Source organism: Nocardioides convexus, from assembly GCF_011090295.1.
Window position 1 is genome coordinate 4,543,017 of record NZ_JAAMYA010000001.1, and the last position, 22,709, is coordinate 4,565,725.

Below are 22,709 nucleotides of genomic sequence, written 5' to 3' on the forward strand. Positions count from 1 at the left end.
GTTGTGCGGTGCCCGCGACCCTAGTCGGCGGCTTCCTCCATGACCACCACCGTGCGGGCGCCGAGGGTCAGCACCTCGCCGACCTCCACCCGCTTGCCCTCGGGCAGCCCCGGGTCCGTGGACAGCACGATCGCGCCCGCCGAGACCCAGTCGTTGTCGGGCAGGTAGACCTCCGCCGGCTCGGCGCCGGCGTGGAACCACAGCAGGAAGGAGGAGTCGATCTGCTGCTCTCCGTGCGGGCCCGGAGTGCGCAGCGGCTTGCCGGAGACGAACATGCCGACGGTGCGCAGCCCCGCGTCGTACCAGTCCTCGTCGGTCATCTCCCGCCCCGACGGGTGCAGCCAGGCCAGGTCCTTGGGGCCGCCGATGATCGTGGGCCGGCCCTCGAACCAGTGCCGCTGCCGCAGCGCGGGATGCTCGCGGCGCAGCCGCAGCGCGGTCTTGGTGACCTCGTAGACGTCGAGCCAGGCGTCGTCGGGACGCCAGTCGACCCAGGAGATCTCGTTGTCCTGGCAGTAGGCGTTGTTGTTGCCGCCCTGGGTGCGCCCGCGCTCGTCGCCGGCGGTGAGCATCGGCACGCCGTTGGACAGGCACAGCGTGGCCATCAGGTTCGCGGCCTGGCGCCGGCGGAGCGCGCGGATCTCCGGGTCGTCGGTCTCGCCCTCGGCGCCGTGGTTCCAGGAGCGGTTGTTGTCGGTGCCGTCGCGGTTGTCCTCGCCGTTGGCCTCGTTGTGCTTGGCGTCGTAGGAGACCAGGTCCCGCACCGTGAAGCCGTCGTGGGCGGTGACGAAGTTGACCGAGTTGTACGCCGAGCGCCCGTCGTCGGCGTAGAGGTCGGAGGAGCCGGCGAGCCGGGTGGCCACGGTCTGTGTGCCGGCGCTCTGCCCGCGCCAGAAGTCGCGGATGGTGTCGCGGTACTGGTCGTTCCACTCCACCCACGGCGGCGGCATCTTCCCGACGAGGTAGCCGTCCATGGACACGTCCCACGGCTCCGCGATCAGCCTTCACGTGCCGCAGCACGGGGTCCTGGCCGATGGCGGTGAGCAGGCTGGCATGCCATGTCGACCGGTACGACGTTGGTGCCGGCCGTGCGGGTCAACGCCGACATCAGGTCGAACCGGAAGCCGTCGACGTGCATCTCGGTGACCCAGTAGCGCAGCGAGTCCAGGATCAGCCGCAGGGCCAGCGGGTCCTCGGTGTTGACGGTGTTGCCGCAGCCGGTGACGTCCCAGTAGGTGTCGTCGAACTCGTGCGAGGTGCCCGGCGGGATGCGCCGGTAGAAGCCGCAGTCGTCGTACCCCCGGAAGGAGTACGTCGGCCCGTCGGGCCCCGCCTCGGCGGTGTGGTTGTAGACGACGTCGAGGATCACCTCGATGCCCGCGGTGTGCAGGCTGCGGACCATCTCCTTGAACTCGGCGACCTGCTGGCCGCGGTCCCCGCTCGCGGCGTAGGCGGCGTGCGGCGCGAAGTACCCGATCGAGTTGTAGCCCCAGTAGTTGACCGTGCCGCGCTCGACGAGGGCGGGCTCCGAGAAGAACTGGTGCACCGGCAGCAGGCTCGACCGCGGTGACGCCGAGGTCGCGCAGGTAGTCGGTGACGACGGGGTGGCCGAGGCCGGCGTAGGTGCCGCGCACCTCCTCGGGGATCCGGTCGTGCAGACTGCGTGAAGCCCTTGACGTGCAGGCTCGTAGATCACCGTGTCGAGGAAGCGGCGCCGGATCGGGCTGTCGCCCTGCCAGTCGAACGACGGGTCCACGACCACGCTCCAGGCGGAGCCGGCCTCACCGGAGACCGCGAGCGCGTACGGGTCGAGCAGCAGCACGGAGGAGTCGAAGCGCATCCCCTCCTCGGGCGCGTCGGGACCGTCGACGCGGTAGCCGTAGCGGGTGCCGGGAGCGATCCCCGGCAGCGCGCCGTGCCAGATGCCGAGGGACTGCTCGCTCAGGGCGTAGCGCCGCTCGGCCTCGCCCGGCCCGTCGAGGGCGACGCACAGCCACACCCCGGTGGCGTTCGGGGCGTGCACGGCGAAGTTCGTCGACTCCGGGGACCAGGTCGCACCGAGCGGCCAGTTGCGTCCGGGCCACACCTCGGCCTGCTCTCCGAGCGTTCTCCAGAGGCTGGGCGTCACCGGGCCATCATGCCGGGTCCGGTCACGCCGACCCACGGAAGTCGGGGGTTCGGGTGACCTTCGTCCCTGGTGACGGCAGAATGCGGGACGGGGCCCCACCCTGACCACCAGTGAGAGGGAGCAGATGACCAGCGAGTTCGTGCGCCTGGAGGTAGCCGACGGCGTCGGGACCATCCGGCTCGACCGGGCCAAGGCGATGAACGCCATCAGCATCCAGGTGCAGGACGAGCTCCGGCGCGCCGCGGACGAGGCGACCGACCGCTCCGACGTCCGCGCGGTCGTGGTGTGGGGTGGCGAGAAGGTCTTCGCCGCCGGCAACGACGTCAAGGAGATGGCCGCCATGTCGTACACCGACATGGTCGACCGGGTGGAGAAGTCTGCAGGGCGCGGTCAACGCGGTCGCCCGCATCCCCAAGCCCGTCGTCGCGGCCGTCAACGGCTACGCCCTCGGCGGTGGCTGCGAGCTGGCGCTGGCGGCCGACGTGCGGTTCGTCGCCGAGAACGCCGTGCTCGGCCAGCCGGAGGTCCTGCTGGGCATCATCCCCGGCGCCGGCGGCACCCAGCGGCTGCCGCGGCTGGTCGGCCCGGCCAAGGCCAAGGACCTGCTCTACACGGGCCGGTTCGTGAAGGCGGACGAGGCGCTCGCGATCGGCCTGGCCGACCGGGTCCTGCCCGCCGCCGAGGTGTACGACGCGGCGCTCGCCTGGGCGGCGAGGTTCGCCACCGCGGCGCCGTACGCGCTGCGGGCGATCAAGGAGTCGGTCGACCGCGGTCTCGAGGCGGACCTCGAGACCGGGCTGCAGATCGAGCGGCAGCACTTTTCGGCGGTCTTCGCCACCCAGGACAGCAGGACCGGCATGCAGTCCTTCGTCGACAACGGGCCGGGCAAGGCCACCTTCGAGGGACGGTGATCGGTGATGGCGGACGACAAGGCCGACCAGGCTGACAAGCAGGCCGAGACGAAGACCGCGGGCCGGTCGCTGGCGGCGACCCGGGCGCGCGACACCCTCGCTCGCACGGTGTGGATCGTGTGCGTGACACTGGCGCTGATCCTCGCCGCCGCGGCCTTCTCCTACGCCCTGGAGGCCAACGAGGACAACGGCCTGGTCCAGGCTGGTGCGGGACCTGGCCAACACCTTCGACCTCGGCTTCTTCGACCTTGACAACCCGGTCAAGGCCTTCGACGACCCGAACGGTGCGGTGAAGACGGCGCTGTTCAACTACGGCATCGCCTGCGTGGTGTACCTGGTCGCCGGCCGGATCCTCGAGCGGCTGATCCGTCCCTGAGCCCGTCCCGGGCACAGGGGTGTGAGGTAGTCCACTGAGACGCGGTTCCCGCTGCTGGTGACCGGGCGGTAACCTGCGAATGTTGCCCTCACGTGGCAGAAGTTGCTCCCTGCGCGGACCCCGCGGTCAGGGACTCACGAAGCACAGGAAGGGGCCGGTCCGGCCACAACCATGACTCTCTCCAACATTGTCGTCCTTGTGAAGTACGTCCCGGACGCGACGGGTGACCGCAAGTTCGAGGCGGACAACACCGTCGACCGCGTCGGCGTCGACGGCCTGCTGTCCGAGCTCGACGAGTACGCCGTCGAGCAGGCCCTCCAGATCAAGGAGAAGCGCGCGGACGAGGAGATCACCGTCACCGCGCTGACCGTCGGCCCGGCCGAGGCCGAGGCCGCCGTCCGCAAGGCGCTGCAGATGGGCGCCGACAAGGCCGTCCACGTCTCCGACGACGCGATCGCCGGCTCCGACGCGATCGCGACCTCGCTGGTGCTCGCCAAGGCCATCGAGAAGATCGGTGTCCCCGAGTCTCATCGTCGGTGGCCTCGCGTCGACCGACGGTGGCATGAGCGTGGTCCCGGCGATGCTCGCCGAGCGGCTCAACCTCCCGCAGGTCACGCTCGCCGCGGTCGTGGAGACCCAGGGCGACCAGATCCGGATCAAGCGCGACGGCGACACCGCCACCGAGGTCATCGGCGGCACGCTGCCGCTGGTGCTGTCGGTGACCGACCAGTCGGGCGAGGCTCGCTACCCGTCGTTCAAGGGCATCATGGCGGCCAAGAAGAAGCCGCTGGAGTCGCTGAGCCTGTCCGACATCGGCGTCGACGCCGGTGAGGTCGGCCTGGACGCCGCCTGGACCACGGTCGAGGCCACTGCCGCCCGCCCGCCGCGCACGGCCGGCGAGATCGTCAAGGACGAGGACGGCTCGGGCGCCACGGCGCTGGTCGAGTTCCTCGCGTCCAAGAAGTTCATCTGAGAAGCGCCGAGAGGAATCGAAGAGACATGTCTGAAGTTCTGGTTCTCGTCGACCACGTCGACGGCGCGGTGCGCAAGCCGACCTACGAGTCTGCTCGCGATCGCCAAGCGGATCGGCTCCCCGTCGGCCGTCTTCATCGGCGGTGCCGACAAGGCCGACGCTGCCGCCGAGGCGGTCAAGGGCTACGGCGCCGACAAGGTCTACGTCGTCGACGACGCGGAGATCAAGGGCTACCTCGTGGCCCCCAAGGCCGAGGTGCTCCAGCAGGCTCGCCGAGCAGGCCTCGCCGGCCGCGATCCTGATCCCGGCATCGGCCGAGGGCAAGGAGATCGCCGGCCGCCTCGCGATCAAGGCTCTCCTCGGGCCTGATCACCGACGCCGTGGACGTCAAGGTCGAGGGCGACACCGTCGTCACCACCCAGTCGGTCTTCGCCGGCAACTTCACCGTCGACGCCAAGGTCGTCAAGGGCACGCCGATCATCGCGGTCAAGCCCAACGCCGCGGCGCCCGAGCAGGGCGACGGTGCCGGCGCGGTCGAGCAGTTCTCCCCGACCATCTCCGACGCCGCCAAGACCGCCCAGATCGTGGCCTCGCAGCCGCGGCAGGCGACCGGTCGCCCCGAGACCACCGAGGCCGCCATCGTGGTCTCCGGCGGTCGTGGCACCGGCGGTGACTTCACTGCGGTCGAGGCGCTCGCGGACGCGCTCGGTGCGGCCGTCGGCGCCTCGCGTGCCGCCGTCGACTCCGGCTGGAAGCCGCACACCTTCCAGGTCGGCCAGACCGGCAAGGTCGTCTCCCCGCAGCCTGTACGTCGCCAACGGCATCTCCGGCGCCATCCAGCACCGGGCCGGCATGCAGACCTCGAAGACCATCGTGGCCGTCAACAAGGACGAGGAGGCCCCGATCTTCGAGCTCGTCGACTTCGGCGTCGTGGGCGACCTCCACTCCGTCCTCCCGGCCGTGACCGCGGAGGTCGAGAAGCGCAAGGGCTGACCTCTCAGGCTCCTCGAGAACGCCGTGGCGACCGCTGGTCGCCACGGCGTTCTCTCTTCCGGTGTCACCCGTTCGCCGTGGCGTTTGGTGGAAGTAAGTAGAGCGATATACCTTGCTTTGGTGCTGGCACTGAACCGGATCGTCCGGACCGCCCCGATCGCCCTGGTGGCGGTCCTCGCGACGGTCCTCGCGCTGCTCTCCGCCCCTTCCACGCAGGCCGCCGCGCCCGTGCAGAAGCCCGTGCAGAAGGCGGTGCCGTGGGCGCCGTACCTGGGCATCACGTTCAACAACCCGATCGGCCCGCTGTCCCAGCGCAACGTCATCGTGCGCCGCATCCACGCCGCGATCGACCACACCCCGGCGGGGGAGACGATCCGGATCGCGACGTACAACCTCGGGCTGAAGACGAGCGCCGACAAGGCTGATCGCGGCCAAGAAGCGCGGGGTGCGGGTCCAGGTCATCGTCAACGCCAACCTGATCGGGCCGCTGGAGGCGCGGGTGCAGCGCGCGCTCGGCAAGAACCCGAACCGGGCGAGCCTTCCTCTACGTGTGCCGCGATGCCTGCCGCAACAGCGCCTCGACCGGCAACATGCACCTCAAGATCTACTCCTTCACCCGCTCCGGCACGGCCAAGCAGCTTGTTCATCAGCAGGCTCCTCCAACCTCGGCGGGCCCGCCATGCACGGTCAGTGGAACGACTCCGTCGCCGTCGCCGGCCAGACCGCGTTGTTCACGACCTGGTGGCGCCTCTTCGACCAGATGCGGCACGACCGCGCGGTCTCCCCGCGCCGGGTCAACTACGTCAGCAGCGCCGTCAGCGCCTACTTCCAGCGACTGGTGCCGGGCGGCGTGCAGGGCCGGGTGACCACGAGCAAGGCGATCACCGACGCGCCGTACGTCCGGCTCCGCGCGGTCACCTGCGCGGCGCCGAAGGGCTTCGGCAGCAACGGCCGCACCGTCATCACCGTCAACATGCGCGCCTGGTACGCCACCCGCGGCGAGCGGCTGGCGAGCCTGCTGGCCGCCCGCAAGGCCGGTGGCTGCAAGGTGCGCGTGATCGGCTCGCTGATGAGCAAGGAGGTCGTGCGGATCCTGGTCCGCGCCAAGATCCCGGTGAAGGCCGCCGACTGGCAGTGGGGACCGCGCCCCTCGACCTCCGACGCCGACGAGACGGTCTACGGCCCGAGCCTGCTACTCCCACCTCAAGTACGTCACGATCAACGGCACCTACCGCGGCCGGGGCGACCGGCTGGTGTGGACCGGCTCGGAGAACTGGTCGCCGCCGGGCCTGAGCAGCGACGAGGTCACCCTCGAGTCTGCACAGCGCGCAGACGGTGAAGGCCTACAACGACCAGTGGGCGAAGATGTGGGCCAGCGGCCGGACCACCCACCGGGTGGGCATCGAGCCGAAGTCCCGTCCCTGCGCCTGAGCCCTATCCTTGGGCTCATGAGTGCCGAGGTCGCCGTGCGTGAGGTCGCCCAGCGGGCGCGGGTCGCCAGCCGGGGGCTGGCCCTGGCCACCCGGGCGCAGAAGGACGCCACGCTGCACGCGATGGCGGACGCCCTGCTCGCCCGCGCCGAGGAGGTCCTGGCGGCCAACGCCGAGGACGTCGCCCGCGCCGAGGCGGGCGGCACTCCGGCGAACATCATCGACCGGCTCCGGCTCAGCACCGAGCGGCTGGAGGGGGATGGCCCAGGGCCTGCGCGAGGTCGCCGGTCTGGCCGACCCCGTCGGCGAGGTGGTCCGTGGCGGCGTGCTCGCCAACGGGCTGGAGTCGCGCCAGGTCCGGGTGCCCTTCGGCGTCGTCGGGATGATCTACGAGGCGCGCCCCAACGTCACCGCCGACGCTGCGGGCATCTGCCTCAAGTCCGGCAACGCCGTGCTGCTGCGCGGCAGGCTCCTCGGCGCGCTCCAGCAACACCGCCATCGTCGCGGTGCTGCGCGACGCCGTCGTCGCCTCCGGCCTCGACGCCGACGTCGTGCAGGCTCGTCCCCGGCGACAGCCACGACAGCGTCAAGGCCCTGATGCGCGCCCGCGGCCTCGTCGACGTGCTCATCCCGCGCGGCGGCGCCGGCCTGATCCAGTCCGTCGTCGAGGAGTCCACGGTGCCGGTCATCGAGACCGGCGTCGGCAACTGCCACGTCTACGTCGACAAGGCCGCCGACCTCGACAAGGCGCTGCCGCTCGTCCTCAACGCCAAGACCCATCGCACCAGCGTGTGCAACGCCGCGGAGTCGCTGCTCGTGCACGCCGACGTCGCCGCGGAGTTCCTGCCGCGGGTCGTGGCCGCGCTGCAGGAGGCCGGGGTGACCGTCCACGGCGACGACGCCTTCGGGGGCTTCGACGGCGTGGTCGCGGCCACGGACGAGGACTGGGGGACCGAGTACCTCTCGCTCGACATCGCTGCGCGCGTCGTACCGGACCTGGACGGGGCGCTGGAGCACATCCGCGCCTGGTCCAGCGGGCACACCGACGCCATCGTCACCGAGGACCAGGGCGCCGCGCGGCGCTTCGTGGCCGAGGTCGACTCAGCCGCGGTGCTGGTCAACGCCTCCACGCGGTTCACCGACGGGGGAGAGTTCGGCTTCGGCGCCGAGATCGGCATCAGCACCCAGAAGCCTGCACGCCCGCGGCCCGATGGGGCTGCCCGAGATGACCTCGACCAAGTACGTCGTCATCGGCGACGGCCACGTCCGCTGACGCCAGCCGCCACAGCCCCCACGCCATCGCCGTCACGGCGGCCACCGTCACCGCGGTCGAGCCCGGCCCGGGGTGCGGCACCTCGCCGAGCACGAAGCGCGCGAAGGCGAGCGTCAGCAGGCAGTTGACGACGTTGAGCACCGGCATCGACGCCGACAGCCGGGCGGCGCGGTAGGCGAGCCTGGTTGACGGCGACGCCGCCGACGCCGCAGATCGCCAGCACGACGTACAGCCGGTCGGCCTCGATGAGCACCGACATCAGCCCGAAGAGCACCCCGGAGGCGCTCCCGAGCAGGAACGCCCGCCCGGTCGGGTGCGGCACCCCGGCGGCGACCGCCATGAGCAGCGCCGCCGCGACGGCGCACGCGCCGACCGCCGCCAGCAGCAGCGCGGAGTCGGGGGGATGCGGGCTCTCCCGGGCGTCGGTCGCCAGCAGCAGTGCGGCGATCGCCAGCGCGGTGACCGCCACCGCGACGAGCTCGCGACGTCCGGGCCGGGAGCGGGCCAGCGCCGCCCGCAGCGGGACGGCGAGCACGATGCCGAGGATCGCGATCGGCTGCACGAGCCCGATCGGCCCGTGGTCGAGGGCGAGCACGTGGAGGACGAAGCCGACCGGGCCGAGCACGACCGCCAGCAGGACGGCCACCCACGGCTTGCGGGAGGCCGTCAGGTGCTGGCTCGCGGTCGAGACGGCGGTGGTCGCCGCGCTCGCGAGCGCGAACACCACGGCCAGCCAGAGCACGTCGCGAGGCTAGGGCCGGCAGGTGGCCGTCCGGTGAATGCGCGGTACTCCTGGGGGGATGTCGTCGGGCCACTCACCACCGCGCGGTAGGTTTCGCGGCATGGCAGGCTCCCCGGACCGGATCTACGCCGATCCCTCGGTCGAACGGCTCTTCACCGGGGCCACCATCATCACCTTCGTCCGCACCGTCATCACGCTCGCGATCGCCGTCTGGGCGGCCTACGACGAGAGCCTGACCTGGATCGTCATCGGCCTGGTGACCTACTGGGTCGGCGACAGCATCGACGGGGAGTGGGCGCGCTGGCGCGACTGCGAGACCCGGATGGGCGCGGTCGTGGACATGATGTGCGACCGGCTCAGGCTGCGGGGTGCTGTACGTCGGCCTGATCTGGCTCCAGCCCGGCGGCTGGATCAGCGACGAGCCGATGAGGTGGATCGGGATCCCGATCGCGATCTACCTCTTCGAGTTCATGGTCATCGACATGTACCTCTCGCTGGCGTTCCTCGCCTGGCCGATCCGCAGCCCCAACTACTTCCACGTCATCGACCGCCGGATCTACCTGTGGAACTGGTCCCGCGTGGGCAAGGCAGCCAACTCCGGCGCCTTCGCGGTGATCCTCCTGGTCAGCGGGTGGGTCTGGCTCGGCACGATCATCGCCGTGGGACTGCTCGTGCTCAAGTGCGTGTCGCTGCGCTGGCTCCTGCAGGCTGGGGCTGCCGGTCCCCGAGCGTGAGGCTGCCGCGGCATGATCCTGTGGCTGACGACGTTCGCCTTCAGCATCGCGTCCGCCCTGCTCCCGTTCCTCCCGATCGAGGTCTACATCCTCGGTGCCGGCGCCGCCCAGGGCGGTACGGCGACCGCGATCTCGCTCGGCATCGCCGCCGGCGCCGGTGCGACCGTCGGCAAGATCATCGTCTACGAGGCCGCCCGCCGCGGCTCGGAGTCGAAGTGGGCCCAGAAGAAGGCTCTCCGGGCCGAAGATCAAGGCCACCTACGACAAGTGGATGGGCCGCATGCAGGGCCGTCCCTGGTACGCCGCCGCCATCATGTTCCTCGCGGCCTCGGTCGGCATCCCGCCGCTGCTCGCGATGGCGGCCATCGGGGGCATCCTGAAGATGCCGATGTGGGCGTTCGTCCCGACCGTCTTCGTCGGCCGATCGATCCGCTTCTCGCTCTTGTTCCTGGGCGTCGACTTCGCGATCCACTGACTCGGATACGATGCGGCCATGCTCGACCAGATCAGCCTCACCGCCCTCGCCGTCGTCAGCGCCGCCGAGGAGCACGGCGAGCCCGCCGTGAACCCGTGGTTCATCGGCGGCGGCGTGCTGGCCTTCCTCCTCTTCCTGCTGCTGGGCCTGGTCTGGTTCGGCGGCGGCCGCGACCACAGGTCGATCCCGTGCCGGGTCCGGACGGCCGCGCCCGCATCGGCGTGATGGGCGGCACGTTCGACCCGATCCACCACGGTCACCTCGTCGCCGCCTCGGAGGTGCAGGGCTGGTTCGGCCTCGACGAGGTCGTCTTCGTGCCCACCGGCCAGCCCTGGCAGAAGGCCGACCGGGACGTCTCGCAGGCCGAGCACCGCTACCTGATGACGGTCATCGCGACGGCCGCGAACCCCCGGTTCACGGTCAGCCGGGTCGACATCGACCGGGCCGGCCCGACGTACACGGTCGACACGCTGCGGGACCTGCGCGCCCAGCGGCCCGACGCCGACTTCTACTTCATCACCGGCGCGGACGCGCTCACCGACATCTTCAGGCTGGCGCGACGCGGAGGACGCCTTCGAGCCTGGCCCACTTCGTCGGCTGCACGCGGCCGGGAGCCGACATGGACCCCGCGACGTTGGCGAAGATCCCGCACGACCGTGTGACCATGGTGGAGGTGCCGGCCCTGGCGATCTCCTCCACGGACTGCCGGGACCGTCAACGCGCCGGCCAGCCGGTCTGGTACCTCGTGCCCGACGGCGTCGTGCAGTACATCACCAAGCACGGGCTCTACGCCCGCACTGATCCCACTGATTCGGAGTTCCATGACCGCCACTGACCACGCCGTCGAGCCTGATCCGCGCGGCGGCTCTCGCCGCCTCCGACAGAACTCGCGACCGACCAGGCTGGCCTTCGACGTGAGCGAGCAAACTCGCCATCACCGACGCCTTCCTGCTGGCCTCCGGCGGCAACGACCGCCAGGTCCGCGCCATCGTGGAGGAGGTCGAGGACAAAGCTCCGCGAGCTCGGCGCCAAGCCGATCCGCCGCGAGGGCCACCGCGACGGGCGTTGGGTGCTGCTCGACTACGGCGACGTCGTCATCCACGTCCAGCACGCCGAGGAGCGCGAGTTCTACGCCCTCGAGCGCCTCTGGCGCGACTGCCCGCTCATCGAGTCGCCCGCCGAGATCTCCGGGCCTCCGGCCTCCACGGACGCGTGAGCCCCCGCCGGATCGTCCTGCTCCGGCACGGCCGCACCGCCTGGAACGCCGCCCACCGCGTCCAGGGCCAGGCTCGACACCGAGAACCGACGAGGTCGGTCTGGAGCAGGCCCGCGCCGTCGCGCCGCTCGTGGCCGCCCTCGAGCCGGTCACCGTCGTCTCCAGCGACCTGGCCCGTGCCGCGGTCACCGCACAGACGGTCGCCAGGGCCTGCGGCCTCGAGGCGTCGTACGACGCGCGGTTGCGGGAGTTCGCCCTCGGCGACCTCCAGGGGCTGACGCACGCCGAGCCTGGAGGCCCGCGACCCCGGTGCCTTCGCCCGGTTCCGGCGCGGTGACTGGTCCGATCTCCCGGGCGCCGAGAGCCCCGCCGAGGTCGCCGACCGCTTCACGGCCGCCCTCACCGCGCTCGCCGACTCGCTCGGCCCGGGGGAGTGCGGTGTCGCCGTCTCCCACGGCGCCGCCACGCGCACCGGCGTGGTCGCCTTCCTCGGCTGGCCGCTCCACGTCGCGCAGGACCTGCGCGCCCTCGGCAACTGCGGCCGTGTGGTGCTGGAGCAGCGCTCGTCGGGGGCGTGGGCGCTGGCGGCGTACAACCTCTGAGGCGGCTGCGAGGGCGGAACCGACCCCCGGATTTCACCTCCGGTGGAAGGGTTGGCTAGTATTCCGCAGGTTGCTCCGCTTCCGCGGGGATCACAACTGAATGGGGCTGTGGCGCAGGCTGGTAGCGCATCTGCATGGCATGCAGAGGGTCAGGGGTTCGAGTCCCCTCCAGGCTCCACCGACAAGAATCGGCGGCTGAACTGCGGAGACGCAGGGGAGGCCGCCGATTCGCATTTGGCGACGCGAACCCAGAGACCGCGCCGCAGACCACGGGTCGGGGCTGGTCTCCGGTATTCGTGTGCGCTAGGCTCGGGCCTGGCCTGCCCCGTCCCTCCACCCTCTGAGGCCCGTAGGACGGGCGTACGCGCGCGCACGGGGCACGGGCGGCCCGTCGGGTCCGCCGAATGCGCGTGCGCTGGTGATGGGGGCTGCGTGGGTCCTCGGGTTCTGGCGCGGGAGGGGGCGGCAGCGGGGAGACGACACCGATCACCGTCGAATCCGATAGAGATTCTCGGACCTAGTCTCTGCAGGTGGTCGCGGAGTTCCCGACCTGATCGCCTCCGCCCACCCCCGATGCTGTCTGAACATTCGCTCGATTCCTCTGTTTGCTGCTCTCACCGAGGCCCGGAAGGCGGGTCTCACAGCAGACCAGGAGGCCGTCATGACCAGCACGACCACGAAGACTCGCACCGCTCCCGCGAGGCCTGCCGCAAAGGCCAGTACAGCGAAGGCTGCCCCGACTCCGAAGGAGTCGCCAGCGAAGTCGCTCAACCCTGCGAAGCCCGAGCCGACGTGCCTGCGCGAGGCGCTCACGATGAAGCCTGGCGGTCCTGGTGAAGGAGCGCGCCAACAAGACGATCCGCTCGCTGCCTTACCTGTCGCCGGGGACTGACGCTCGCGCGGAGGCTGAGGCCGTGGCTGCGCTCGTGGCCGCCGGGAGGACGCTGCCGGAGATTGCCGACGAGAAGAAGGTCAGTCTCGCCACTGCCCGCCGGTTCCTGACGAACCTGGATCTCGCGAAGAGGGTTGAGGCAGAGGAGTTCGACGCGCTGTGGAAGCCGGGTGCGAAGCAAATCACCGTTCACCGCGTCGCGGCGAGGCCCGCACGGTGAAGGTGAGCGTCACCGTCGAGCGGGCCAGGAGCGGCGATGTTGTGGGGTCGGTCCTGATCGATGGGCAGAGGCTGCGCACGGACTGGACCGAATAGAGGCCGTTCGAGCGCGCTGGCGGCTGCCAGCCCGCAAGCCGCAGAACTGAACACACGACTGCGAGAGGGGCTGGCCTATAGGCTGGCTCCTCTCGATCAGCCGTCAGATGTTCTTGCGGATCCAGTCCCAAGCCTTCTCGGTGAGCCAGCCTGCGTAGGCGTCACCTGACACGTTGAGGACTAGCAGGCTGTCTGAGTCGTCGATGCGCTTCATGATTCTCTCGGACGCCTGCTGAGCGGTGAGCGTGGTACTCACCAGCCACGTCGAGTCCAAGTAGTGCCACCACGTGGCGCCCAGGCTCCTTGATCTCGTCGTAGAGGCCGGAGTAGTTCTGTCCGGGCTTGTTCAGGTCGTAGGTGATCAGGAGGCAGGACATCGGTGAGACTTTCTCGGGAGTCGTGGCCCGGCCCCATACGCAGAGCCACTACATGTAGCCCAGCGTGAACCTCATGGGTCAACATCTTGTGGCGACACGCCGCTTTGGGAAACACGCACTCGAGATGCTGATGCCGATTCTGCGGCCTGAAGAGTGCTGCCCTGGCCCGACGGGCCGACGCATCCGTGCTCCTGGGTCTACGGGCCGAATGCGTCGGCTGGCTCGGCTGACCGCGCGGGATTGCCCGCCGCCGTGGCCCCAACGAGCGAGGGGATTGGTTTCGCATTGGACAGGCGGGGCCGACGCGCGGATGCCACCGCATGTGGGGGACTGGGAGGAGCCCGCGAATCCGCTACAGCCCCGCCTGAATTGCCCGCGAGGAAGGAACGGAACTGCCCGGAGTTGTGGGCGGCTTGGGCTACTGCACCGGGTTGCCGTGGGTGCGGTAGAAGTCGCGGAGGTCGGAGTTGGACACCGGGCCGCGCTCGTCCGTGGCGAGCTTTGCCTTCGTTGATCATCCGGCGGACGAACAGCAGCGGGCGCTCCCACTGGCGCGCGAGCCTGGGCGGGATTGTAGTAGGTCTCTCCGACAGGCGTGCTGGTCATGAACGGCTCCTCGGCTGACGTGCTGGCTGAACCAGTGTGCAGAGGATCGCCGCACGTCTGGTTGGCGCCGTTGTGTGATCCTTTGTCGGACCCAGCCGCTACGGTCACCTGAAATTCGCAGAAGGGATTTGTCGTGGAGAAGTCGGCCTTTGAGTCTCACCCGATCTGGCCAGCGCTTGCTGCGCTGGAGGCGGTACTAAAGGAGGCTGAGAAGCGCGACGACAGTGGTGCGACAGAAGCCTTGGACGCGCTGCGCTACCTCGCGTCGGCGATCAGGGCTCACGACGACCCGAGTGACACGGCGCCGTACGCGACTGCCGCGATGACTGCTGTTCAGAGCCATTTGCCTAACGTCACTCAGGAGGCCAACAACTATGTCTCAAACGGCAACGTCCAACACCTGCTGAATGCCGCCTCGCATGCCGACTCCGCGCTACATCAGTTGGGGATGTGGCCGACGCAGACTCTCAAGGGAGGAGCGGCGGCGGCAGCCAACCGTTTGTTCGTTGAGTATCGCGACGCTGCCTCCGCCGCTATCGAAACCTTGCGAGACTCGAATGCTGAGCCTGCGCGCAGCCCTTGCACAACAGGAGACCGAGCACGAGACAGCGGTCTCAGGACTTCGTGCAGAGATAGCGGCCCTGTCGGCGAAAATCACCTCCGACGAGTCTCGCCTCGATACGGCTCTGACGACGAACAACGAAGCTTTCACGACGAAACAGACAGAGCGCGAAGACAAGTTCAAGGCCTTCGTGAAGGAGCAAGGTGAGGCCCCGGAAGCGTTGGCCCAGCCGAGCCTCGACGAAGTAGATCGTATTCGCGACGACGCCCGCGCGGCCTATGCCCAGATTGACGACTTGAGGGAGGGGACGGAGAAGGTCGCCGGACTGGCCTCTGCAGACATCCTCGCTGGCAAGTTCAAGGAGTATTCTGATCAGCAATGGCGATGGGGTGTCGGCGCCAATGTCCTCGGCTTCTTGGCGCTCGCTGCTGGTCTCGCCGTCATCGGCACGACGGTGCACAACGTCGGGGCGGACGAGAAGATCTCATGGCAGTACACCGCGTTGAAGTTGGGTGTGACGATCACGATCGTCGCGGCTTCTGCTGTGGCGTTCCGGCTAGGAGCGTCGTTCCTATCCCGGGCTGGGAACAGCAAGCGTATGGAGGCTCGAACTGCGAGCGATCGGACCGTTCTTCGCGGACATCGAAGATGCTGAGGCGCTCAAGGAGGCCAAGCGTGCGTTCGTCGAGCGGTCATTCGGTCGTGGGTGGAGTTCGCACGGCGTCGCCGGCGAAGGCCAGGCTGACCACGGGTGACGCGAACTCGCTGCTTCGTGAAGTTCTGGAACTTGTAAAGGCGGTGACGGTTCGGAATCCGTGATTACAGCAGGTCGCGGGGATGGACTCCGAGCGCGTCGGCCAGTACCCAGATGTTGTCCAGGCTGATGTTCCGCTCGCCGCGCTCCACGCCGCCGACGTAGGTGCGGTCGAGTCCTGCTCGGTGACCGAGGCTCCTCCTGGGAGAGGCCGAGAGGCTTCCTCAGTTCACGGACGCGCTCGCCGAACGCACGACGCCTGTCGGCGCTGTGAGGCTTCGGCGTGGGCACCGGATCAACGTCTACGAATGACGACTATGAGTCGACGGACTATAAGTAGCATTCGCGCATGGCGAATGCAGAGAGTGAGTTCAGAGGCCACAACGGCGTCGTTCGCGTCGAGGGCGATGAGCCTGGTGTGGAGTGCCGGAGGTCGGCTCCTGCGTGGACTTGACCGTGGGCTTGCGTTGGACAGCGCGGAGTGGCGGATCCCGATTGCGGCAATCCGCGAGATCCTGTTCAAGGACAGCGGCCTGACCGCCGGACACCTCCACCTTGTGATCGGCGATGCTGAGGTCCCGAAGAACACGCAATGGAGCGTCCTCGGTCGCCAGTGGACGATCTTGTTCCAGCCGGGCAAGCAAGCGAAGGCGATCCGCGAGCTCCACGGCATCTTGGAACGCGCCCTTGCCTTCAATCGCCAGACAGGTATCGATCCGACCAAGGCGCGACTGCCCTACGCCGCCGAGGCGAAACCCGAGCAGCGCGAAGACTTGGCCGATGCGCTCGTGCGCCAGCCGACGACTGACGCTCCGCCCTCTGATCTGATCGCGCTTGCTAAGGAGCGACCCAACTTCTTCGCGGGGTCTTGGAGCGACTTGGAGTCCTTGCCAGATCGTCTTCAGGCCGGCGAGGGTGTTCGGCTGCTGGCGGCAGGGACGATCGGGATGCGGGGCGTCCTGCTCCTACTGACCGACCGTCGCGTTCTCGTGCACCACAACAACCAGGTGGGCACCGGCAGCGATGAACTGCCTCTAGCCGCGATCGAGTCAGTGACGTGGAAGTCGAGCGGCGCGCTCGGCATGCTCGCCCCGGCGGAGTCGCTCGGCACCGTCGCCTTTCACTCAGCGGCTTCCGTGATCGAGGTCAAGGTGCAAGAGCCAGTGGCCCGGGCCTTCATTGACGGGGTGGGGGCAGAACAGCGGTTGGCCTCTGCGCCCTCTGGGACCGACGTCGTGGATCAGGCTGCGCAAAGCTCGGCGAGCTCCGAGATGCCGGGGTTCTGACGGAGGACGAGTTCGCTGCCAAGAAGGCGGACCTGCTCGGTCGGATCTGAGGTCCTTAGTTCGCTCGGTAGACAGGCTCTACATTCGCTTGCATGGTATCGACATGGGAAGCGCGGGACCTTCCCGTTCTAAGAGCCATCGTCCGGCTGACTGACTCCGATGATGGACCGGCGGTCAGGCTCGCGCGACATCGGCGACGAGACCGGATTCGATGAAGAAGTCGTTCAGAAGGCCCTGCGGGCTCTGAGCCATGAGGAACCAAAGTTCTTCGTACCGGGCCCGATGCCGGGCGGGATGTTCGGCCTCGTAGCCAATGTGTCCGGGCACGCCCGCAGGACCGTAGGCGCGTGGCCCACGCCCGACGGTCTGACGGCGAGGCTGGCAGTCTGCCTTCGCCGCCGCCGCAGACGCCGAGCCAGAGGCCGAGCGCAAAGGCGTCTTGCGGCGCGGCGCAGAGTTCTTCGGCGGCGTTGGGAAGGACGTCACTGCCGAGGTAATCGCAAAGGTGATCACCCAAGGGATGTGATGGACAGACCCGTCCCGTGGTCTGCCGGTGGTCGAGAGGGCCGACGCGCGCCGATTCCGAGCGTGCCGACCCTCTGCTGGCGTAGCCGAGTCTACGCCGATTCCTCGCTGCTCGACTCGTGCAGGTCAGACGAACTCCCGTACAGCCGCTTGATGATCGCTTCGACGCTTGAGTCCTGTGGGTTGACGTGCGTGTAGACGTTCATCGTCGTCTTGATATTGGAGTGCCCGGCCCAGGCCATGACGACGTGGGGCGGGACGCCCTGATGGACCCACATCGTGATCCGGGTGTGCCGCAGGTCGTAGAAGCGGGGACTCTCGTTCTCGTACCCGGCTGCCTTGCATGCCGCTTGCCACTGGCGACGCTCGAACATCTTGTAGACGAAGTAAGGACCGTTCGCCGCGAACACGTAGTCGCCTGAGGTGAGGTTGCGGTCCTCGATGTAGGACCATAGAGCGGCCATGACGTCCTTCGGGACGGGCACGACGCGCCACCGGGATCGCTTCGTCTTGGGAACGCCAGGCTGGAGGCCGGAGCGCAACGCCTCGACGGTCTCGTCAACCTGGATCTGGTTGCGTAGGCGGTCGATGTTGCGCACCCGGAGGCCAGCGGAACCACCAGGACGAAAGGCGGTCCAGTAGGCAACGAGTCCAAATAGTCGGTAGCGACCCTCGGGCAGGTGGCTGATGATGCTCTCTGCCTTGTCGGCTGTCATGGCGCGAGCCTACGCCGGTGTTGCCGTCATCAGTTCGGATGCGTCGACGGCGCTTGCCGCTGGCGGGCGACGTGTCGATGAAGCGTTCCTCGACGGCGTAGTCGAACACCTGCCGTGCCGCGGTGAAGGCCTTGTCCTCGGTCTCCTGGCTCAGTCCGTTGGGCTTGTTCTTGCGAGGGCGTCGTAGGTCCTCGATCAGCCGGCGAACGTCCTCGCGTGTGATGTCGCCGATAGCGAGGTTGTCCCATCGGCTGAGGTAGCGGCGCAGGAGCCAGTCGTATCCCTCAACGGAGCGGTTGCGGAGAGTTGGCGTCACGTCTGTGAGCCACTGCTCGCTAACCTCCTTCCACGACGTGCGCCCGCGGTCAGGGTTGATGAAAGTACGCGTCCGAATGGCGCGGCTCGTCTCATCCTGGTATGCCTTTGCTTCCTTCAATGTGCGGAAGGTCTTGCCGCGACCCTTCGGAGCTCCGTTGTTGTCGAGCGTCGTGGGGTCGCGAAAGCGGACCTCGTACCCGCGCAACGGCGCTGAACGGAACTTCCGCTGGCCTCAGCATCAAGATTGACAACGTGATGCTGACGTCCGGGTCGTCGCTCTACACATACGCCGACGGCAATTCGGCCAATTGGGCATGGGTCGGCGTCGCGAGCAACTCGACGTCGACTGGCCCTCCGTCGTAGCAGCCACGTTCACTGCGCTCGGGCCAGCGGCAACGGCTCATGCGGTGCACTCCACGCGCTCGGCGTCAGCCGATCGCGTCCGTCACGATTCACATCACGCTACGTTGCCACGCATGGTGGTGTCAGTCCCGGAGAAGACCCTCGAGCACTGGGCGAGTATCTATCTGACCTATCGGTACCGATCGAAGGCGTCGCTCTGGTGGCCCGCTCGCGGCGAGGACATCTACGTCGGAAGCCTGCCCGCCGTTCCCGGTAAGGCGGTGCAGGCTCGAGCGAAGACGACCACGCTGAACAAGAAGGGCGACGTCCATCGGGTCAAGATCGACCTGAAGCAACTGGATCACTACCTGGCGCTGCCGCACGGGCTGCAGCCGTTCTACGTCTTCCCGATGCCGCGCTGGACCGACACTCTTGAGGACGCGACGGCGGCGGTGGGGCTGGCTGTGTCAGAGGTTGGATTCTCGAGGGTGGACAAACTCTCCACAAAGCCCTGGTGGTTCGCGAACTGGATGGTTGCGCTCACGGCCTCTCAGGTCGGACAGATCTTGGCGACGCAGATGGCCGCATTCAAGGCCGGCGGCAAGGTCGACGCGGACCTCGTCACGACCAGTTTCAAAGTCGGCCGACCCCAGAAGCCTGTATGGGCTGATGGCCTCCGTCACGTGACGATCCGGTGGCGGACGCTCTGGACGCGGCTCGAAGAATGTGGGGCTGCTTCGTGGCCGCAGGTAGTGCTCATGCCGTCGTGGGTCACAGCCGGCATCAGCAGCGTGCGCCATGAAGACATCCGATCCATGCTCGCTGAGGCGCGCGAGGATCCGGACGGCGAGGTGGTGGTCTGGGGGAGTACTGGCGACGGCACCTTCGAGCCGATTGACGCGCCCCGAGATGTTCCCGATCGTGCTGGCGCGGATGGGCTTAACGGGAATGACTGGCGGATCGCCGTCGGCCTGAGCCTGAAGGCGCTCAAGCCTGGCGTGAGGCGAGCCCCTATTAGTCGCCTGCCGAGTCGCTCTTGTCCCTGCGCAACTTGAGGACGCGATCGAGACCTGCATAGCGCGCCCGTAGCGCCTGATTGGTGTCGTACGTCAGGAACGTCACCGGCTTCGCTGAAAGCAACTGAACTGCCAGCGCACGGTCGACGATCTCATCGTCGTTGATCGACAGTCGCACGTGCCCCGGCAGGTCGAACAGCACATCGATCCAGTGCTCGCCGCTCGGGATCTCGCCGCGATCGATGGCCGAGAAATCCGCCTCACGCAGTCGTCCGGTCCCGGTCTGGCCGGCGACCCGCTCGATTACTGCCAGGGTGACCGCTGAGCGCCATCGGAGGTCCTTCTGCGAGGCGTTCTTCTGCTTCTCAAGTTCATCGATGATCACCATCGGGACCACCAAGGCGATCGGCGCCTCACGGCTGCCAATCACCTTCGAGAGGTCGGCCTCGTCGAGCCTTGCGTGGGTGCTGGTGGAAGAACGAGGTATCGGCTACGACCAGGCGACCGCGCTCATCCCAGCGCTTGCACTCCGCCTCGGTGGTGCGGCGGGCTTCTTCAAAGACCTTGATCCGGTCGTCGATCTCGACCTCAACCAGGTTGCCCGCCAGGCCGACTGGCCCGGTGGCCATCGCCTGGATGGTCCAGTAGCGCCTGGTAAGCACCAGCCGATCCAGGTCGGCCTCCCGCAGGCTGTGCCGCAACATGCGCACCGCGTTGTTGGCCCAGGCTGACGTACGCCTGGAACAAATCAACCGCCGTGTGCCCGTGACCGCGAACATTCTGAAGGTCAGTCTCCATCTGGAGGAGTCTGCTGGAGCAGAGCCGTACGGTCTGCGCCGATGCGAGGCGTGATGAGCATGGAGACCATCTTGTCGGTGCTCACCGACATCGTTCAGCAAATGCATGGGCGGCTGGCATGGCGGCCGTCTGGCACACGAAGCCTGCGGGCCAGGTGGCCCGCAGGCGCTGTTCGGTGTGCATGACTCCGCGCCTCATCCCCAACTAGGGGAGAGGCGCGGAGTCCTTGCCAGGAGTTGCCTCCGGCGGTTCGCCTACTTCTCGGAAACGACGCGAATTCCCGCAGCCTGGTCGTCGCTCGCGACGGCAAGACCCCAGGCGCAGGCGGCGAAGAAGTCGCCGAACGTCTGAGCGGCGCGTCGCCACTTCTCGATCCGTCAGGCTCGCATCTCGACCGCGTAGGTCGAGGTCGTAAACAGGAGCCTCTGGACCTGAGCATCGACGTCCATGGTCTCGCCGTCTGGTCCCGCCGGCCCGACCAGCACCACGTCACCACTCAGGATGTCGCTCGGCCAGACCGGGTAGAGCCTGCACGTGCCACAACAGGGTGGCGCGTCGGTTCATGGCCAGGCCGATGAGCCTTGGCCTCCTCGTTGGCGAAGAACGACAGTTCGTTCTCGCCGGCGTAGATGGCTTCGACGTAGCCGCCGACAGCCGCTTGGTAGTCCTCCAGAGAGCCTGTACTCCCGGAGGGCAACCGGCTGACGGTCGTCGCAGGGGACGAAGATGGCGCTGGACACTTGGTCACCTCGTTTCGTAGGCGTTGCTCTCCAGCCCGGTTGGCTGGAGAGTCCGACCACGAAGTCGGGGAGACGCAGTGGGACCCCAGGTGCCGCATCGCTGCGAACCTGAGGTCCCACCGCGCGGGTGGTCACTGGCAGCGCTTGCTCGTACCAGTCGACCGGGAAGCGGGAGCCTTGGTCCCACCGGTCTTGCCATCGCTGCCGTCGAAGATGGCGGCGATGGCGTTGCGGCGGGTCTGGGCATCACGCTCGATCTCAGCCCGCACTGCTTCGGCCTGCTTGAGGACGTCCGGATCGCTCTTGGCCTTCGCGATCCAGGCCTCGATGGCCAGTCGGATCTCTTCGGTGACCGTGCGGTTCGTCAGCCGAGCGAGAACGTCCAGTTGCGCTCGCAGGTCGTCGGAGATCCGCACAGCCAGGGTTCGGACCTGGCTGCCGTTGCCCACCGTCGTGGGCGGTGATTCGCCACTCATGGCGTACCTCCTCCGTGGAGTGCGGCCGGTCACCGGGATGGTGATCTGAAAGCCGCAGAACACGGACGAGACTGAAACCAGCACGGCGCTGCGAGGACGCCGATGGTTTCGCCCATCATTATGAATAGTTGATGGTAGAAGTCAACAAAATAGCGCCTGACGGAAGAGTATGGCGCTATATGTGGCGGGTCAACAGAGGGGGAGATTCTCTCGACGGCCGATGTTAAATGAACAACGCGTGCGCAATTCTGGCCGGTAGATCGGACAAATTAAACGCCCGCAATGATCTCGCGTGCAGACATGTGCCGTAGATCGATGATCTGCTTGCGCGACTTGGCTAGGTATCGGTTTACGATCCACGCTCCAACCCGGAGCGAGCGCCATTCCAGGTCGGGGTCATCGTTCGTCGACGACCACTCGCGCATGGCCGTCGGGCCAGTTGCGTAGAGGTGGATCGGCATACTTTCGAGGTCGGCCCGCCACTCTTCGAGCATGGAATCCGGAATCGTTGTGTAGTTGCTCCATGATGGCGTGGTGCCGGAGTGCTGGTGCGCGAACACTGTGGCTGCGCCTTCGAGCACGGCGTTGTCCAATGCAGTCTCGTACACCGCTGTCGATGCTTCGAGAGTGTGGCCTTGGACCCAGTGGTACGTCTGGTGGAGAACGGCACTGCGCAGGTTATGGAACTGGGCGACCTTGTCCGGAAAGTCTCTCGTCAATGGAGAGTGCGAGGACGCCCGCGGCCTTCGCGTATCCAGTCACGCCGGTGCCTGTATCCACTTTCCGGTCGTCGAGCCACACGACTATGTTCTCGGGCAGTTCGGGGAGAAGGCTCGCGCGCCAGGTCGTAGGCCGAGGTAAGTGGCTGCTCTAAGCGGGACTTCAGGTGGTAACCGGGTGAATCTGGGTCGAAATGAATCATAGTTGCTAGGTGTTGTTGCTTTCCCTGGGGTGCATCTTCGCTCCCCAACTTAATCATTGACTTAAATTCGAGTAAATCACAAGAAACGTCTATAAGCAATCAACTGCCATTCCGGCCCTGCGACAATTCTGGGCGAATTGGATTTCGCTGAGTCCCATGCCGGAGGAACGCCAAGTGGGCTCGCGTCGTCAACCCTGCGCGTTCGGAAGCG

At 67.8% G+C, this 22,709-nt stretch carries 24 protein-coding genes, 1 tRNA gene and 5 pseudogenes; 20 read left to right on the forward strand and 10 right to left on the reverse strand.

What is annotated here, in order from left to right; translation table 11 throughout:
* Positions 1–20: 20 nt before the first annotated feature.
* Together G5V59_RS33605 and G5V59_RS33610 are read right to left on the reverse strand one after the other, a co-directional pair.
* Complete coding sequence (locus G5V59_RS33605; protein WP_278259331.1) at positions 21–974, reverse strand: hypothetical protein; 954 nt, start codon at positions 972–974, stop codon at positions 21–23.
* Between the two features lie 23 nt (positions 975–997).
* Positions 998–2,128, reverse strand: coding sequence for an alpha-amylase family glycosyl hydrolase (locus G5V59_RS33610; RefSeq protein WP_278259332.1), 1,131 nt, complete (start codon positions 2,126–2,128; stop codon positions 998–1,000).
* Positions 2,129–2,324: 196 nt separating this feature from the next.
* Here G5V59_RS33610 and G5V59_RS33615 point away from each other — a divergent pair.
* The 9 genes and pseudogenes from G5V59_RS33615 to G5V59_RS33665 all read left to right on the forward strand — a co-directional run.
* Positions 2,325–2,417: pseudogene (locus G5V59_RS33615) on the forward strand (enoyl-CoA hydratase/isomerase family protein); the annotation flags it as partial.
* 1 nt (position 2,418) lies between these two features.
* Entirely contained in the window at positions 2,419–3,039 is a 621-nt protein-coding gene (locus tag G5V59_RS33620; RefSeq protein ID WP_278260228.1) for an enoyl-CoA hydratase-related protein, read from the forward strand.
* Between the two features lie 3 nt (positions 3,040–3,042).
* Complete coding sequence (locus tag G5V59_RS33625) at positions 3,043–3,291, forward strand: hypothetical protein (RefSeq protein WP_278259333.1); 249 nt, start codon at positions 3,043–3,045, stop codon at positions 3,289–3,291.
* Entirely contained in the window at positions 3,245–3,415 is a 171-nt protein-coding gene (locus tag G5V59_RS33630) for a hypothetical protein (RefSeq protein ID WP_278259334.1), read from the forward strand. The genes G5V59_RS33625 and G5V59_RS33630 overlap by 47 nt, the downstream gene beginning before the upstream one ends.
* 171 nt (positions 3,416–3,586) lie before the next feature.
* Positions 3,587–4,388, forward strand: a pseudogene (locus tag G5V59_RS38310) (electron transfer flavoprotein subunit beta/FixA family protein).
* 26 nt (positions 4,389–4,414) lie between these two features.
* Positions 4,415–5,381, forward strand: a pseudogene (locus G5V59_RS33650) (electron transfer flavoprotein subunit alpha/FixB family protein).
* A gap of 257 nt (positions 5,382–5,638) precedes the next feature.
* A complete protein-coding gene (locus G5V59_RS33655; RefSeq protein WP_278259335.1) occupies positions 5,639–5,806 on the forward strand; it encodes a hypothetical protein in 168 nt (55 codons plus the stop codon).
* Between the two features lie 20 nt (positions 5,807–5,826).
* A complete protein-coding gene (locus G5V59_RS33660) occupies positions 5,827–6,720 on the forward strand; it encodes a hypothetical protein (protein WP_278259336.1) in 894 nt (297 codons plus the stop codon).
* Positions 6,721–6,829: 109 nt separating this feature from the next.
* Positions 6,830–8,084, forward strand: a pseudogene (locus G5V59_RS33665) (glutamate-5-semialdehyde dehydrogenase).
* Here the strand turns inward: G5V59_RS33665 and G5V59_RS33670 are convergent.
* Complete coding sequence (locus G5V59_RS33670; protein ID WP_278259337.1) at positions 8,059–8,826, reverse strand: hypothetical protein; 768 nt, start codon at positions 8,824–8,826, stop codon at positions 8,059–8,061. The pseudogene G5V59_RS33665 and the gene G5V59_RS33670 overlap by 26 nt on opposite strands.
* A gap of 368 nt (positions 8,827–9,194) precedes the next feature.
* Between G5V59_RS33670 and G5V59_RS33675 the strand changes: the two genes are divergently transcribed.
* From G5V59_RS33675 to G5V59_RS33705, 7 genes and pseudogenes are all read left to right on the forward strand, one after another.
* Positions 9,195–9,560: a hypothetical protein gene (locus G5V59_RS33675; protein ID WP_278259338.1), complete on the forward strand. Its 366-nt coding sequence runs from the start codon at positions 9,195–9,197 to the stop codon at positions 9,558–9,560.
* A gap of 699 nt (positions 9,561–10,259) precedes the next feature.
* Positions 10,260–10,870: pseudogene (gene nadD / locus G5V59_RS33680) on the forward strand (nicotinate-nucleotide adenylyltransferase).
* 201 nt (positions 10,871–11,071) lie between these two features.
* Entirely contained in the window at positions 11,072–11,251 is a 180-nt protein-coding gene (locus G5V59_RS38315) for an RsfS/YbeB/iojap family protein (protein WP_341351358.1), read from the forward strand.
* A 100-nt stretch (positions 11,252–11,351) separates the two neighbouring features.
* Positions 11,352–11,588, forward strand: coding sequence for a histidine phosphatase family protein (locus G5V59_RS33690; protein ID WP_278260229.1), 237 nt, complete (start codon positions 11,352–11,354; stop codon positions 11,586–11,588).
* Positions 11,542–11,853, forward strand: coding sequence for a histidine phosphatase family protein (locus tag G5V59_RS33695; protein WP_278260230.1), 312 nt, complete (start codon positions 11,542–11,544; stop codon positions 11,851–11,853). The genes G5V59_RS33690 and G5V59_RS33695 overlap by 47 nt, the downstream gene beginning before the upstream one ends.
* Positions 11,854–11,955: 102 nt before the next feature.
* A tRNA-Ala gene (locus tag G5V59_RS33700) sits at positions 11,956–12,031 on the forward strand.
* A 655-nt stretch (positions 12,032–12,686) separates the two neighbouring features.
* The gene (locus tag G5V59_RS33705) at positions 12,687–12,965 is read left to right on the forward strand and encodes a hypothetical protein (RefSeq protein WP_278259339.1); all 279 of its coding nucleotides are present in this window, start codon (positions 12,687–12,689) and stop codon (positions 12,963–12,965) included.
* Between the two features lie 347 nt (positions 12,966–13,312).
* Here G5V59_RS33705 and G5V59_RS33710 read toward each other — a convergent pair whose 3' ends face one another.
* The gene (locus G5V59_RS33710; protein ID WP_278259340.1) at positions 13,313–13,474 is read right to left on the reverse strand and encodes a hypothetical protein; all 162 of its coding nucleotides are present in this window, start codon (positions 13,472–13,474) and stop codon (positions 13,313–13,315) included.
* 1,126 nt (positions 13,475–14,600) lie between these two features.
* On the opposite strand from G5V59_RS33710, the gene G5V59_RS33715 reads away from it, so the two are divergent.
* Positions 14,601–15,260, forward strand: coding sequence for a hypothetical protein (locus G5V59_RS33715; RefSeq protein ID WP_278259341.1), 660 nt, complete (start codon positions 14,601–14,603; stop codon positions 15,258–15,260).
* Positions 15,261–15,424: 164 nt separating this feature from the next.
* On the opposite strand, the gene G5V59_RS33720 is transcribed toward G5V59_RS33715, so the two are convergent.
* Positions 15,425–15,511 (reverse strand): helix-turn-helix transcriptional regulator, encoded by an 87-nt coding sequence (locus tag G5V59_RS33720; protein WP_278260231.1) that lies wholly within the window; start codon positions 15,509–15,511, stop codon positions 15,425–15,427.
* Between the two features lie 255 nt (positions 15,512–15,766).
* Here G5V59_RS33720 and G5V59_RS33725 point away from each other — a divergent pair, with 255 nt between their 5' ends.
* Positions 15,767–16,645 (forward strand): hypothetical protein, encoded by an 879-nt coding sequence (locus tag G5V59_RS33725; RefSeq protein WP_278259342.1) that lies wholly within the window; start codon positions 15,767–15,769, stop codon positions 16,643–16,645.
* 174 nt (positions 16,646–16,819) lie between these two features.
* On the opposite strand, the gene G5V59_RS33730 is transcribed toward G5V59_RS33725, so the two are convergent.
* Positions 16,820–17,158, reverse strand: a complete 339-nt coding sequence (locus G5V59_RS33730; protein ID WP_278259343.1) for a hypothetical protein — start codon at positions 17,156–17,158, stop codon at positions 16,820–16,822.
* Between the two features lie 104 nt (positions 17,159–17,262).
* On the reverse strand, positions 17,263–17,886 hold the full coding sequence (locus G5V59_RS33735; protein WP_278259344.1) for a site-specific integrase: 624 nt from the start codon (positions 17,884–17,886) through the stop codon (positions 17,263–17,265).
* Between the two features lie 794 nt (positions 17,887–18,680).
* Between G5V59_RS33735 and G5V59_RS33740 the strand changes: the two genes are divergently transcribed.
* The gene (locus G5V59_RS33740) at positions 18,681–19,601 is read left to right on the forward strand and encodes a hypothetical protein (RefSeq protein ID WP_278259345.1); all 921 of its coding nucleotides are present in this window, start codon (positions 18,681–18,683) and stop codon (positions 19,599–19,601) included.
* On the opposite strand, the gene G5V59_RS33745 is transcribed toward G5V59_RS33740, so the two are convergent.
* Entirely contained in the window at positions 19,561–19,950 is a 390-nt protein-coding gene (locus G5V59_RS33745; RefSeq protein WP_278259346.1) for a PIN domain-containing protein, read from the reverse strand. The genes G5V59_RS33740 and G5V59_RS33745 overlap by 41 nt on opposite strands.
* On the opposite strand from G5V59_RS33745, the gene G5V59_RS33750 reads away from it, so the two are divergent.
* Positions 19,940–20,293, forward strand: a complete 354-nt coding sequence (locus tag G5V59_RS33750) for a hypothetical protein (RefSeq protein WP_278259347.1) — start codon at positions 19,940–19,942, stop codon at positions 20,291–20,293. The two genes, G5V59_RS33745 and G5V59_RS33750, sit on opposite strands and share 11 nt — an antisense overlap.
* Positions 20,294–21,231: 938 nt before the next feature.
* Here G5V59_RS33750 and G5V59_RS33755 read toward each other — a convergent pair.
* Both G5V59_RS33755 and G5V59_RS33760 read right to left on the reverse strand, forming a co-directional pair.
* Complete coding sequence (locus G5V59_RS33755; RefSeq protein WP_278259348.1) at positions 21,232–21,549, reverse strand: ribbon-helix-helix protein, CopG family; 318 nt, start codon at positions 21,547–21,549, stop codon at positions 21,232–21,234.
* Positions 21,550–21,845: 296 nt separating this feature from the next.
* Positions 21,846–22,169: a hypothetical protein gene (locus G5V59_RS33760; RefSeq protein WP_278259349.1), complete on the reverse strand. Its 324-nt coding sequence runs from the start codon at positions 22,167–22,169 to the stop codon at positions 21,846–21,848.
* Positions 22,170–22,709 lie beyond the last annotated feature (540 nt).